The organism is Marinomonas mediterranea MMB-1, assembly GCF_000192865.1.
GTDB classification, from domain to species: Bacteria; Pseudomonadota; Gammaproteobacteria; order Pseudomonadales; family Marinomonadaceae; genus Marinomonas; species Marinomonas mediterranea.
Genome location: NC_015276.1, coordinates 2257404 through 2270184 on the forward strand (window position 1 = coordinate 2257404; position 12781 = coordinate 2270184).

The following is a 12781-nucleotide window of genomic DNA, read 5'->3' on the forward strand; positions in this document are numbered from 1 at the left end:
CACCGAGCAACAATAGAGGAATTTGGGTGTACTATGCCTAATTTCCTTACGTAAAAGTGATTATTAGTTGAAAAATATAAGAAAGCCCTAATAATGCACCCATTAAAAAATTTGTTAGAGAGCAGTAAACGATGAATGAATTGACGGTAAAACGTCGCGTAGTCATCCCGATGCGAGCGGGAGAGGTTATGGCGGAGTTCATATCTTTTGATGGCGACGAATCCGGCAAGGAGCACATTGGTATTGGTTTTACCGGTACTTCAGCGAGTAAAAATGATATTCCCCTTGTGCGTTTGCATTCAGAGTGTTTAACGGGCGATGTTTTTGGGTCAGGACGCTGTGACTGTGGTGAACAGTTAGATGAGGCAATTGATAAGATCAATGCAGAGGGGGGGTATATCCTTTATTTAAGGCAGGAAGGCCGAGGTATAGGGTTATATGCCAAGTTGGAAGCCTACGCACTGCAAGATCAGGGATATGACACATATGAAGCCAATGAAATGCTGCATTTGCCTGATGATGGAAGGGATTTCGGTATTGCTGCAAAAATGCTTAAGTCTTTAGGTGTAAATCAAGTTAGGCTGCTGACAAATAACCCAGACAAGGCAGAGCAGCTTAAAGAAAATGGTATTGATGTCGTAGAGCTGTTGCCTACAAAGGTGCATGTCAATCAGCATAATCGTCAATACCTTGAAACCAAAGCGAAGCGTAAGCAGCATACTTTAGATTTAGATGGCGAAGGGTTTGAGTAGCTGCTCATTGTGTTGAGGTGAGGTATTGAGCCGGTTTTATGGTCTCTAAAAAGCGTTCGTTATACGGAATAAAAAAAGACAAAAACACATGGCTGTTTTTGTCTTTTTTTTTGTAGGCCAGCACGGCAATCGTTCAGGCGTCTTGATTAAGGCAAGATCTGGCTTTTGCTAGAGCGAGTAATGCTACTTGCTTTTTGCTTTCGTGTTCGTTGATTTCTTCTTCTTTGGTCTTCGGCTCGGAGAACGAACCTTCATTTTAGGCTCTAGACCCTCGATTTTGGTGAACTTAACAGCGACTTGCATATAGCGCTGAATTTTTTCCATCATAGGTAGGTCGTTGATGTCTACTAACGAATAGCATTTACCTGGGTTCCCTTCCCTTGATGCACGTCCCGCGCGATGAACGTATGCATCGGCCTTTCGTGGTAGGCGTACGTTGATCACTGTGTTGATTTCAGGCAAATCTAAGCCTCTAGAAGCGACATCAGTAGCGACGAGAACTTTAAGGCGGCCTTTCTTCATTTGTTTTAAGTGATCATTTCGGTCGCCTTGCTTCATGTCTCCATGAAGGCCATCGCATCGTAAACCCCAATTGCGTATTTTTTGAACCCAAATATCAACGTGATCTTTATTAGAAACGAAAACAGCAGCTTGATTGGTTTCGTCTTTTTCTAGGATATGTTTTAAGAGTGCTTCTTTATGAGGTTCATCGTCGACCCTCATGGCTAGCTGAGTAATTTGAGACGGAACAGATCTTACCGACTCAGATAATTGAATTTGGGTGGCGTCTTCTTTTAGCAGTGTTGATGCAAATCTCCCCATCTTTTCGCCTTCAATTGTTGCCGAAAAGAATAGCGTTTGATGTGCTGGTAGTTCTTTTGCAATGCTTGTAACTGCGTCGATGAAGCCCATATCGAGCATTCGATCGGCTTCATCAATAACAAACATGGAGACATCGGATAAATCGAGCCATCCTTTTTGGTCTAGCTCAATTAGCCTGCCAGGGGTTGCAACTAAAATGTCGCAGGGTTCGCTAAGCTGTTTTTGTTGGTTTCCATAAGGCGTGCCACCAACGATAAGTTGTAACTGTATGCGAGTATGTGTCAGAAGCTTTTCGATTACTTGAAATATTTGTCGAGCTAGCTCTCGGCTTGGAGCGAGTATTAATGCTTTTGGAGCAAGGGTAGACTCTTCGTCCCTATCCAAAATATGTTGAATAATCGGTGCGGCAAATGCAATTGTTTTACCAGTGCCTGTCGGTGCGCTAGCTAATATATCTTGAGCATCCAGTGCGGCTGGTATTGCCTGAATTTGAATAGGTGTTGGAGACGTTAGCCCCATATCGGAAATGGCTTGTTCAATAGTGAAATCTAAATCTAAGTCTTCAAAGGACATAGGGGTACTCGGGTATAATGAAAAATTTTAGGCATTATAACATGTTAGTGTCAGTAGTATGGACTTTAGCGTTAAATCTTAGGTGTGTTAGCAAAAGGCGGGATGAATAACGTTGGGAGCGAAAAATTAGACCTCTCTTGATGCATGAATTACACTTCGAAAAAATACTATAGAGTAAACGTATGCAATTGACAGATGAAGTGGTCATTTCTCAAACTGAAAACTGGGTGGAGAGGTTTATCGTTGGCCTATCTGTTTGTCCGTTCGCGAAACGAGAAGTGGAGCGACAATCTATCCGATCCATTGTCATTCGAACAAAAAAGAATGATGTTGCGCTTCAAGAATTGATGAATGAGATTAACTGGCTTGACCAGAATCCTGAAACAGAAACGACATTGGTTATTTTTCCAACTCTTTTAGCCGATTTTCATAGATACTTGGACTTTGTCGAGCTCGCTGAAGAGTTGATGTATCAGCAAGGGTGTGAAGGTGTATATCAGCTTGCGACATTCCACCCCAATTATTGTTTTTCAGGGGCAGAGCCGAGCGATGTTTCAAACTATACTAATCGTTCGCCTTATCCTATGTTGCACATACTTCGGGAGCAGAGTGTAGAAAAAGCGATCGAGCATTACGGCGACACCTCTACAATACCAGATAGAAACATCGAACTTATGGAAGAGAAAGGGGAGGCGGAGCTCGAAAAGCTTATGAAAACTTGTATGGAATTAAACAGCCCTTCTTGATTAAAGTGATTATCTGAGTATAGTCCCTTCCTTTTACTTTGCTGGAGTGAGTATGGCAACCCAAATTGGTCGCGTAAATAATTTGCGTATTGTTAAAGAGAAAGACTTTGGGGTGTATCTCGATGCACTTAACTTAGGTGAAATTCTACTGCCTAAACGCTATGTTCCAGCAAACTCTAAGGTAGGTGATGAGCTGGATGTATTTGTTTATCTTGACTCTGAAGACGAACTTATCGCCACGACCCTGATGCCTGAAGTTCAAGTAGGGGAATTTGCCGGACTAAAAGCAATTGCGGTTAATCAGGTTGGTGCATTTTTTGATTGGGGCTTGCCAAAAGATCTTCTTGTTCCGTTTAGTCAGCAAAAAAATACAATTGAAGAGGGGCAAACCCACCTTGTATTTGTGTATCTAGATCAGCATACCAACCGTATTGTAGCGACAACTAAAATTGATGCGCTGTTGAATCGCGACGAGCCACCTTACCGTGCAGGTGATAAGGTTGAGGTTATAGTTGGTGACAAAACAAATATTGGCTTTAAGTGCATTATTGATCAAAGGTTCTGGGGAGTGTTGTTTTTTCAAGATGCCTTTAGGCAATTGCGTAAAGGAGAGCGCGCTCAGGCTTTTGTTAAACGCGTAAGAGAAGATGGCAAAATAGACTTAAGCTTACAGCCTGTTGGGTATAAAAAAGTTCAAAATATCTTGGATGATATTATCGAACATTTGAAAGCGAATGGAGGAGAGATGGCAATCACTGATAAAAGCTCTCCCGATGAAATCAATCGTGTGTTTAAAGTCAGTAAAGCGACGTTTAAAAAAGCAATTGGTGCACTATACAAAGATAAGAAAATTCTATTGTCGAAAGACAAAGTGACGCTCCTATAAATATCTCATTATAGATAAGCGGCTTCTATCTCCTTTCTTTAGAAATCCATGCTGAGAATGACGCGTGGATTTCTTGTCCTAGCGTCAGTGATTTGATGCTTTTCTACCAACCTACTTCTGTCTGGTGAGGCTGAAGCTCTTAAGGCTTATTCGCACCTTCCCTAGTTAAGAAGTAGCGATTTCCAGAAGTGCCTTTTTATGTTGTTCCCGTTTTGTCGGGGATAAAATTGCATGTAATAGGGTGCTTTGCAATGGAAGGTTGTTTGTCGCCTGTTTGATCATGTAGCCACTAATATTTTCGATTTCGGTTTTTCGTCCGAATTTTAGATCTTCGTGCATCGAAGAGTGATTGAGTCTCGTTAGTTGTGCAACGGTGTAAACCCGATTTACTAAGTTGAAAAAAGAAAAGCTGGCAGCGTTGCTGATCAGGGGTTGCAATGGGGCTTCTAGATAGCAATCAGCGAGTTCTTTTGTGCATTGTTCCGCAAGCGACTTATAGGGTTCGTCTAGCACTTCACCGTTTCGTATTTCAAATAAGGCTGTGATTGGGTTGATGACGCAATTTACAGCAAGCTTTTCGAGCATTCTATGCGTAATGTTTGGAACTAGGAGGCTATGAAAAATGGTGTCTTCGAGGAAGGGTTGTGTCGTCTCCACATCGTTACTTTTATCCGAGGGTTTATATATGCCGAAGAATGTATCGCCCGATCCCGTTCGCTTCACTGTGTTATGGTTTATTTTTAGTGCGCCTTCACTGGTTACTCCTGCCCACAGTTTTTGTCCGCTTTTTAGGTGAGGGAGTAGTTCGTCGTGCATGCCCATACCATTACAAAGTGTCCAAATGTTGGCATTCTTTTTTGTGAATTCGCGAATTGATTGGTACGCGTCAACAAGGTCGAACGATTTTGTACAGATCAAAATATTGTCGTATTTATGATCTAGCTCGTCCACTGTTAGGCTTTTCACTTTAGTGACGGGGTCGAGTATTGCATTCCCTGAAAGGTCGTCAATATCGCGAGCATCATCACCGAGGCCTGCCTCACTGGCATCGTCTTCAATGTGGATATGGTTGCCTGGGTTATGCGATCGATAGAGCAGGTGCACATCAGTGTTTCGGCTTGCAAGCTTGGCTGACCATAGTAGTCCTACCGCGCCAGCTCCGATTATCAAACAGGTATTTTGAGTCATATTGTAAGTGTGTATGAGAATTAGCGGTTTTTTATTAACCTTGGTATTATCGCGCCCAATTTAATAAAGTACGAATACTTTTTATATTTTTAGTGAGCTCATTAGACCGTGTGTCGATGGTCTTTAGCTTTTACAATTCTCACATATTATCACTTTAGGAGCGAAAAATGCCTTCATTTGACGTTGTTTCCGAGCTTAACGGACATGAAGTTACTAATGCCGTTGATCAGGCTAACAGGGAAGTAATTACTCGGTATGATTTTAAGGGTGTCGATGCAAAGTTTGAACTAAAAGACAAGAAAACGCTTGTTTTGGAAGCGCAAAACAAAATGCAGCTAAGACAAATGAACGAGATGTTAGGGCTGAAACTCATTAATCGTGGCATCGATCTTAAATCCTTAGATAAAGGCGATATGGTTGAGAGTAATTTGCGTGCAACGCAAACGATTACATTGAAAGAAGGTATTGAGCAGGCTGCCGCTAAGAAAATTGTCAAACTTATAAAAGACAGCAAAATTAAGGTTCAAGCTCAAGTGCAGGGCGAACAATTACGTGTAACGGGTAAGAAGCGAGACGACCTTCAGCAAGTGATGCAGATGCTAAAGGGTGCGGATCTTGAAGTGCCTGTTCAATTTAATAATTTTCGTGACTGATTATGCCACGTTAGAGGCTGAAAATTATTAATTTGCCTACGACTATTTAGCTACTTGCTTTCTTCTTTGGTGAGTAGCTTTTGTCCCGTAATGACCCATCCCTCGGCTTCGAGTCGCTCTCTTTGTCTATTATAGGCTTCGCTGTTTTCAGGAAAGCTGATCATTTTGCGCGCGTTAATCACTCTATGCCAAGGTAAAGTGCTTTTCTTTGGTAATTCTCGTAGTATCCTTCCAACGAGTCTCGCATGCCTCGGTGCGCCAGCAAGTTTGGCGAGTTGCCCATACGAGAAGATGTCTCCCGCATCCGAGCTAGATAAAAGAAGGAAGACTTGAGATTTAAAGTCTTGTTGTTCTTGATTCGTCATTGAATGGCCCAAAATAGTAATTATGAACATGATAAATCGAAGAAGGTAAATATGCGATACGCGTTACTATTGTTTATATTGGTTCCTGTCGTGGAGCTTTTCGTACTGATAGAAGTTGGTGGTCAAATAGGTGGCTTAACCACGGTTTTACTTGTATTTTTAACCGCTGCGATCGGTGTCTCGTTGATACGAAAGCAAGGTATAGATGCTGCGTTTAAGGCTCAAGAGAAGCTTCAGCGGGGCGAAATTCCGGCAGTGGAAATTGCGGAAGGTTTTATGTTGGCGTTTGCTGGGCTTTGCTTGCTGATACCAGGCTTTGTGACCGATGCGATAGGGGCGTTGATGCTTATCTCCCCATTACGTAAAGTGGTTGCTTCTGGGATCGCCTTGAATTTTCTCAAGAATAGAATGAACATGCGCTCCGCATGGGATCATTCCCCTTTTGATGCTCAGGCTTCAAAATCCGAGACGCCGATCGACGGCGAATATTCAAAAGAAGAAAACGACTTTATCGAAAAAAAGTAACGCTTTAGGGTTGAAATGTGTTTTCTCGACCACATTAAAAAGTCGATACAGAATCCTACTATGAAAAGTAGGGCAGTCCGGCCAGGGGATTCCTGGTATTGATTAATTTTGGAGATTAAGATCAATGAATATTCGTCCTTTGCACGATCGTGTTGTTGTTCGCCGTAAAGAAGAAGAGACAACAACCGCATCTGGTATCGTTTTGCCTGGATCAGCTACAGAAAAGCCTACACAAGGTGAGGTCCTAGCTGTCGGCACGGGTCGTATTCAATCAAACGGTGACGTGCGCGAGCTAGCTGTTAAGACTGGAGATACTGTGTTGTTCGGTCAGTACTCTGGTCAAACTGTTAAAATTGACGGTGAAGAACTGCTTATTATGAAAGAAGAAGAGATCTACGGCATCGTTGAAGCCTAATCTCCAACCGTTTTGATAACATAACGAAATTCACAATTTAGGATAAAGAAAATGGCTGCTAAAGAAGTAAAATTTTCAGATAGCGCGCGTCAGAAAATGCTACAAGGCGTTAACGTTCTAGCGGACGCAGTAAAAGTTACTCTAGGACCTAAAGGTCGTAACGTTGTAATCGAAAAATCGTTTGGTGCTCCACTAGTAACCAAAGATGGCGTGTCTGTGGCGAAAGAAATCGAATTAGAAGATAAATTCGAAAACATGGGCGCTCAAATGGTTAAAGAAGTGTCATCACAAGCAAATGATGTTGCTGGTGATGGTACGACAACAGCAACTGTTTTGGCTCAATCATTTGTGACTGAAGGCCTAAAAGCGGTAGCGGCGGGTCGTAACCCAATGGACCTTAAGCGTGGTATTGATAAGGCGACTACGGCTGTTGTTGCAGAGATTGCAGCGCTTTCAACGCCTTGTTCTGACAATCGTGCTGTAGAGCAAGTTGGTACTATCTCTGCAAACTCTGATGAAACCGTTGGTAAGCTAATTGCTGAAGCAATGGAGCGCGTTGGTAAAGAAGGCGTTATCACTGTTGAGGAAGGTTCTGGCTTCGAAGATGAGCTAGACGTTGTAGAAGGTATGCAGTTTGACCGTGGTTACCTTTCTCCTTACTTCATCAACAATCAAGAAACGATGAGCGCTGAACTTGAAAATCCGTTCATCCTTCTTGTTGATAAGAAAATCTCAAACATCCGCGATTTACTACCTACGCTAGAAGCTGTTGCTAAGTCTTCTCGTCCTCTTCTTATTGTTGCAGAAGACGTAGAAGGTGAAGCATTGGCGACATTGGTTGTTAATAGCATGCGCGGCATCGTGAAAGTTGCGGCAACTAAAGCGCCTGGTTTTGGTGATCGTCGTAAAGCGATGCTAGAAGATATCGCTATTCTTACAGGTGCGACAGTGATCTCTGAAGAGGTAGGTCTGTCTCTAGAAGGAACAACGGTTGATCAGTTGGGTACCGCTAAACGCGTTACACTAACAAAAGAAAATACGACTGTAGTGGATGGCGCAGGTGATGCAGCTAACATTCAAGGTCGTGTAGAGCAAATTCGTGCTGAAATTGCGAATTCATCTTCTGATTACGACAAAGAAAAGCTTCAAGAGCGTGTTGCTAAGCTTGCTGGCGGTGTTGCAGTAATCAAAATTGGTGCGCCGACTGAAGTGGCAATGAAAGAGAAGAAAGCGCGTGTAGATGACGCTCTTCATGCAACTCGTGCTGCCGTTGAAGAAGGTGTTGTTGCTGGTGGTGGTGTAGCGCTAGTACGTGCATTGTCTAAAGTCGCTTCTCTAGAAGGTAGCAACGAAGATCAGAAAGTAGGTATTGATCTAGCGTTGCGCGCAATGGAATCTCCAATGCGTCAAATCGTATCAAACGCGGGTGACGAAGCGTCTGTTGTCGTAGATAAAGTTAAGCAGGGTGAAGGTAACTTCGGTTACAACGCTGCAACTGGCGAATATGGCGATATGATTGAAATGGGTATTCTTGATCCAGCAAAAGTAACGCGTTCAGCGTTGCAAGCTGCAGCGTCTGTTGCCGGTCTTATGATCACAACTGAAGCAATGATCGCTGAAATCCCAAAAGATGATGCTCCTGCTATGCCTGATATGGGCGGCATGGGCGGCATGGGCGGCATGATGTAACCCACGCTAGTCTTTATAGAGGGCCATCAGATTTACTCTGATGGCCTTTTTTTATGCTTTGAGATTGCTTTTTGCTAATCGTTATTATTAGTTTTGGTTAGGATTCAGAAAACTATTTTTTAGTTTGTGATAATCATTTACAATTGTAAGGTTTTGTTTTTATTAGAGGTCTTATGGTGAGTCAGTTGTCCATGACAGGATTGTCACAATCTATATTAATCGACATTGTTCAAAAGCAGCGTTATGGAGTTGAGTATCAACCGATTGTTTCACTTGCTACTGGTGATACATTTGGATATGAAGCGTTGTCACGCTTTTTTGATCAAAGTGGAAATGCTGTCCGCCCTGATTTTGTCTATGCCGCTCTCCACGATAACCCTATCACTCTGTTTCAAGTTGAATATGCCCAGAAAAAAATTCAACTAGCAAACGCAGATTCGGGGAAAATGTTGTTTGTAAACCTTGACCAAGATGCTTTTTTTGCTGCTGGCACGGATGCGCTTAATTGCCCTTTTATGCATCTCGCTAAGGAATATGGCAGGGAGCGAGTGGTGATTGAGCTAATTGAAAACTCGGAGGTTAACGACGCGCTAATGAGTCTCACCATGATAGAAGCGTTTTCTGCATTAGGAATTGGGACGGCAATCGATGATTTATGTAACCCAAAGTCAATGATTTCAATTTCAGTTATGCAGTTGGTTGATTGGGTGAAGCTTGATAAACATGTTGTAAGTATGAAGCATGACAAAAATTTTATGCTGTTTGTTGAGAAGATGATTGAATTTGCTAGGTTAACCAATAAAAACATAATTTTAGAAGGCGTAGAGAATCAAGATGATCTAGAGTTTGCAAGGAGTTTAGGAGTTGATTTTGTCCAAGGGTTCTATTTTAGAGACCGCTTTTTGACAGTTAAGCCGTAGAGTTCGCCTTATTTTGTGATATAGTCCAAACCATTGATTCTAAAGCTATTGATAAATGTCGACCTGTGTAAGATACTTAAAACTCATCCATATAGACTTTGTTAGAAGAGAAGGAACTATATATGCTTAAAAAAACGCTCGTTAGTATTGCTGTGTCGGGTGTGCTATATGTTTCCAGTAGTTATGCTTTAGAGTTAGGTGAATTAACTTCTCGCTCTAAATTGGATGAGCCCTATCGAGGGGAAATTAAGTTAAGCGATGTTGCAGGCTTATCTCCTCAGGATGTTCGTGTTCGATTAGGCTCTGAAAGTGAATTTAAGCAAGCGGGACTGGTTCCAACGCGCGTGTTATCACAACTGTCTTTTCAAGTCGCGCGAGAAAATGGCCAGCTTGTCGTTTTAGTTCAATCAGATGCACCGTTAGATGCAGATGAACTAAAGTTTGTGCTTGCGGCAAGGTGGCCTAGTGGTCAGGTTGTCAGAGAGTATCAAACACCGGTCGCAGCGTCTGCGTTAGTAGATAAAGCATCGCCAGAAGTTGTTCAATCTACTCAACAATCTCCTACATCCAGTAGAGTAAAGGCTGACACAGTACCTTTTGAGAAAGAAGGGCAGGCAGCACAGCAGTTGTCCTCTTTTGGTCAGAAGAATGTTCAGAAAGGTAATACGCTGTGGTCTATTGCGAAAGGCAATCAGACAACTAATCAGCTGACCATCTACCAAACGATGATGGCGATTCAATCGTTAAATCGTGAAGCTTTCATCGCTAACAATATTAACCTTTTAAAAGAAGGGACGGTTCTACGTCTTCCGACAGAAGAGCAGATTAAACTGTTTAATCGTACGGCTTCTAAGGAAGAGTTTGAGCGGCAGCATCAGGCTTGGGTTGCGCTCAAGCAGGCTGGTGGATTGAAATCTCTTGTTGAACGAGCTCAGCTAAACACTCAGGCTAACTCAAATACCATCCCTGCTCCCGTTGCTGATAAGGATGCTAAATTAACATTAGCATCAGGGCAGAGTGAATTACCTGAAAAAGACGCCAGTTCTAATCCAGCCGAAAGTGCCAAATTGGCAGAACTCGAAGATAAACTGTCTGCAACACAGGAAGGCCTTGATAAAGAGCTAAGAGAGAAAAAAGAGCTGTCTGGTCAGTTGAGTGAGCTCAATTCTCAGCTTGATACATTGGAGAAGCTAATCAGCCTGAAAGACAAGCAAATGGCTGAGTTGCAGCGACAATTTACAAGTGCCCAACAAGCGCTACAAGAGCAAAAGAATACAGTTGATCAGCTTTTGGAGGCAGATCAACTACGTAGGGAGCAAGCCCAAGCGGAAGCTGATTCTTGGGTGAATAAAATTTTTGGAAACCCAATCGTACTTTCAATTGGGGGCGTCGTAATGCTCCTATTGGGTTTCTTGGTCGGTATGTTGGTTAAGCGCTCAGGCAAGAAGAAGTTAGAGCAAGATACATCAATGGATGAATTTGATTTGTCTGATGCTGCAATACCTGCTGCCGCTGCGACAACTGCCGTTGCGGCAGCCAGTGCTGAAGCCGAAGAAAGTGCGCCAGAGCCAATAGATGATCCATTTGAAGAGAAAAAAGAGTTAGAGGAAGAGGATCCTTTCGCTTTTGATTTTGATACGGATGCACAAGAAGATGCTTCTGCATTTGACGAATTTGATGATGTCGATGAAGGCGTCGCGTCTGTTGATGACTTATCAACGGAAACACCTCTTGAAGATTCTCTAGATGACGAGTTTGATCCTTTGGCATCGCTTGAAGCCGAAATGGATGAGTTGGCGGATGAAGATGATGCAGAGGCTGCTGACCTTGAGGATGCATTCCCTGAGCTCGAGTCTGAGGAGGAGCAGATTCCAACAATGGATGAAGTCGCAGATGACGACGAGTTGGACGTTGGAGGGTTAGATGACTTTGATTCAGCTGGTGAAAACGAACTTGAGGAGATTGCTGACGCGTCTTCTGATATTGATGACCTGGAAGGTATAGGCGACATTTCAGAAGAGGACGAGTCTAACTCGGAAGAAGAAGAGTTTGTAAGTAATTTATTAAATGACGTTGATCAAGATGATGTCGACGAAAGCTCTGTATTTGACGAAGAGCCAAGTGACACTCTCGCACAGTCTATTGAAGAGTCCTTAGCTGAGGCTCAAAATGAAGTCTCAGAAGATGACTTGGAAATTCCTGAGTTCGGTGAAGCTGAAGCTGCTGCGGATGAAGAAGTCAGCGATGATGAAGAAAATATTGATTTCTTCGATGCAAGTGGTGATGAAGTTGCTACAAAACTCGATTTAGCACGCGCTTATATGGATATGGGCGACGAAGAGGGAGCACGTGTTATACTTGAAGATGTAATTGAAACAGGCAACGAGCAACAGGTTGCCGAGGCTGAAAGTATGATGGAGCGAATGTTCCCAAGTGAGTAAAAAGAAAGTTGTTTTAGTCGTCGAATACGATGGCTCGCGTTACAAAGGGTGGCAAGCCCAGAAATTTGATGTTGATACTGTTCAGGAAAAACTAGAATACGCATTGTCTAAAATAGCCAATCACAGCGTTGGCGTTATTTGCGCTGGGCGCACTGATGCTGGCGTTCACGCCAGCTCGCAGGTGGTTCACTTTGAAACGGCTTCAGAACGTCCTATCCGAGCGTGGACTTTAGGTGTAAATACCCATCTTCCTCCCGATATTTCGGTTGTTGCGGCGAATTATGTTGCTGATGAGTTTCATGCACGATTCAGTGCGTTGACGCGTCGTTATCGATATGTCATTTATCAGTCTGAATTCCGGCCCGCAATAATGGCAAAAGGGGTGACTTGGACCTACAAAGATTTGTCTGAGCAAAAGATGCAGCAAGCCGCTGCCTGTTTTATTGGAACTCACGACTTTTCCTCTTACCGAGCTATTGGCTGTCAAGCGCGCAGCCCTATCCGAACTGTTCTTAATTTTTCAGTTAACAAATTTGGTCAGTATATTGTGCTCGATATTCGAGCCAATGCTTTTCTGCACCATATGATTCGAAATTTTGCAGGCGTATTAATGGCGATCGGCGCGGGCGAAAAACCAGTTCAGTGGGCGAAGCAAGTTTTGGATGCTAAAGATCGAACGCAGGGAGGGGTTACGGCCCCACCCCATGGTTTATATTTTGTAGATGCTCAGTACCCAGATGAATTTGACGTTCCTAAAATTCCATTAGGTCCGCACTTTCTCCCTTTTAAAGACGAGGCGCTTTAAT

Annotated in this window: 13 protein-coding genes; 10 read left to right on the plus strand and 3 right to left on the minus strand. The window is 43.0% G+C overall.

Annotated elements, in window-relative coordinates; all coding sequences use genetic code 11:
* Window positions 1–131 precede the first annotated feature (131 nt).
* Window positions 132–752 carry a GTP cyclohydrolase II gene (gene ribA, locus MARME_RS10350; RefSeq protein WP_013661212.1) on the plus strand — a complete coding sequence of 207 codons (621 nt, stop codon included), beginning with the start codon at window positions 132–134 and terminating at the stop codon, window positions 750–752.
* A 183-nt stretch (window positions 753–935) separates the two neighbouring features.
* Here the strand turns inward: ribA and MARME_RS10355 are convergent, their stop codons facing one another.
* Window positions 936–2147 (minus strand): DEAD/DEAH box helicase, encoded by a 1212-nt coding sequence (locus MARME_RS10355; protein ID WP_013661213.1) that lies wholly within the window; start codon window positions 2145–2147, stop codon window positions 936–938.
* A 182-nt stretch (window positions 2148–2329) separates the two neighbouring features.
* Between MARME_RS10355 and MARME_RS10360 the strand changes: the two genes are divergently transcribed.
* On the plus strand, window positions 2330–2893 hold the full coding sequence (locus tag MARME_RS10360; RefSeq protein ID WP_013661214.1) for a DUF1415 domain-containing protein: 564 nt from the start codon (window positions 2330–2332) through the stop codon (window positions 2891–2893).
* Window positions 2894–2945: 52 nt separating this feature from the next.
* Window positions 2946–3779, plus strand: coding sequence for a CvfB family protein (locus tag MARME_RS10365; protein ID WP_013661215.1), 834 nt, complete (start codon window positions 2946–2948; stop codon window positions 3777–3779).
* Between the two features lie 165 nt (window positions 3780–3944).
* On the opposite strand, the gene MARME_RS10370 is transcribed toward MARME_RS10365, so the two are convergent.
* Entirely contained in the window at window positions 3945–4967 is a 1023-nt protein-coding gene (locus tag MARME_RS10370) for a ketopantoate reductase family protein (protein ID WP_013661216.1), read from the minus strand.
* A gap of 167 nt (window positions 4968–5134) precedes the next feature.
* On the opposite strand from MARME_RS10370, the gene MARME_RS10375 reads away from it, so the two are divergent.
* On the plus strand, window positions 5135–5620 hold the full coding sequence (locus MARME_RS10375; protein ID WP_013661217.1) for a YajQ family cyclic di-GMP-binding protein: 486 nt from the start codon (window positions 5135–5137) through the stop codon (window positions 5618–5620).
* A gap of 50 nt (window positions 5621–5670) precedes the next feature.
* Here MARME_RS10375 and MARME_RS10380 read toward each other — a convergent pair whose 3' ends face one another.
* The gene (locus MARME_RS10380; RefSeq protein ID WP_013661218.1) at window positions 5671–5985 is read right to left on the minus strand and encodes an MGMT family protein; all 315 of its coding nucleotides are present in this window, start codon (window positions 5983–5985) and stop codon (window positions 5671–5673) included.
* A gap of 51 nt (window positions 5986–6036) precedes the next feature.
* Here MARME_RS10380 and MARME_RS10385 point away from each other — a divergent pair, with 51 nt between their 5' ends.
* The 6 genes from MARME_RS10385 (at window position 6037) to truA (ending at window position 12780) form a co-directional block, all read left to right on the plus strand.
* A complete protein-coding gene (locus MARME_RS10385) occupies window positions 6037–6510 on the plus strand; it encodes an FxsA family protein (protein ID WP_013661219.1) in 474 nt (157 codons plus the stop codon).
* A 124-nt stretch (window positions 6511–6634) separates the two neighbouring features.
* Window positions 6635–6925, plus strand: coding sequence for a co-chaperone GroES (locus tag MARME_RS10390; RefSeq protein ID WP_013661220.1), 291 nt, complete (start codon window positions 6635–6637; stop codon window positions 6923–6925).
* Between the two features lie 51 nt (window positions 6926–6976).
* A complete protein-coding gene (gene groL / locus MARME_RS10395) occupies window positions 6977–8614 on the plus strand; it encodes a chaperonin GroEL (RefSeq protein ID WP_013661221.1) in 1638 nt (545 codons plus the stop codon).
* A 191-nt stretch (window positions 8615–8805) separates the two neighbouring features.
* The gene (locus MARME_RS10400) at window positions 8806–9534 is read left to right on the plus strand and encodes an EAL domain-containing protein (protein WP_041648558.1); all 729 of its coding nucleotides are present in this window, start codon (window positions 8806–8808) and stop codon (window positions 9532–9534) included.
* A gap of 122 nt (window positions 9535–9656) precedes the next feature.
* Window positions 9657–11975: a FimV/HubP family polar landmark protein gene (locus MARME_RS10405; RefSeq protein ID WP_013661223.1), complete on the plus strand. Its 2319-nt coding sequence runs from the start codon at window positions 9657–9659 to the stop codon at window positions 11973–11975.
* The gene (gene truA / locus MARME_RS10410) at window positions 11968–12780 is read left to right on the plus strand and encodes a tRNA pseudouridine(38-40) synthase TruA (RefSeq protein WP_013661224.1); all 813 of its coding nucleotides are present in this window, start codon (window positions 11968–11970) and stop codon (window positions 12778–12780) included. Before MARME_RS10405 ends, truA begins: the two co-directional genes overlap by 8 nt.
* Window position 12781 lies beyond the last annotated feature (1 nt).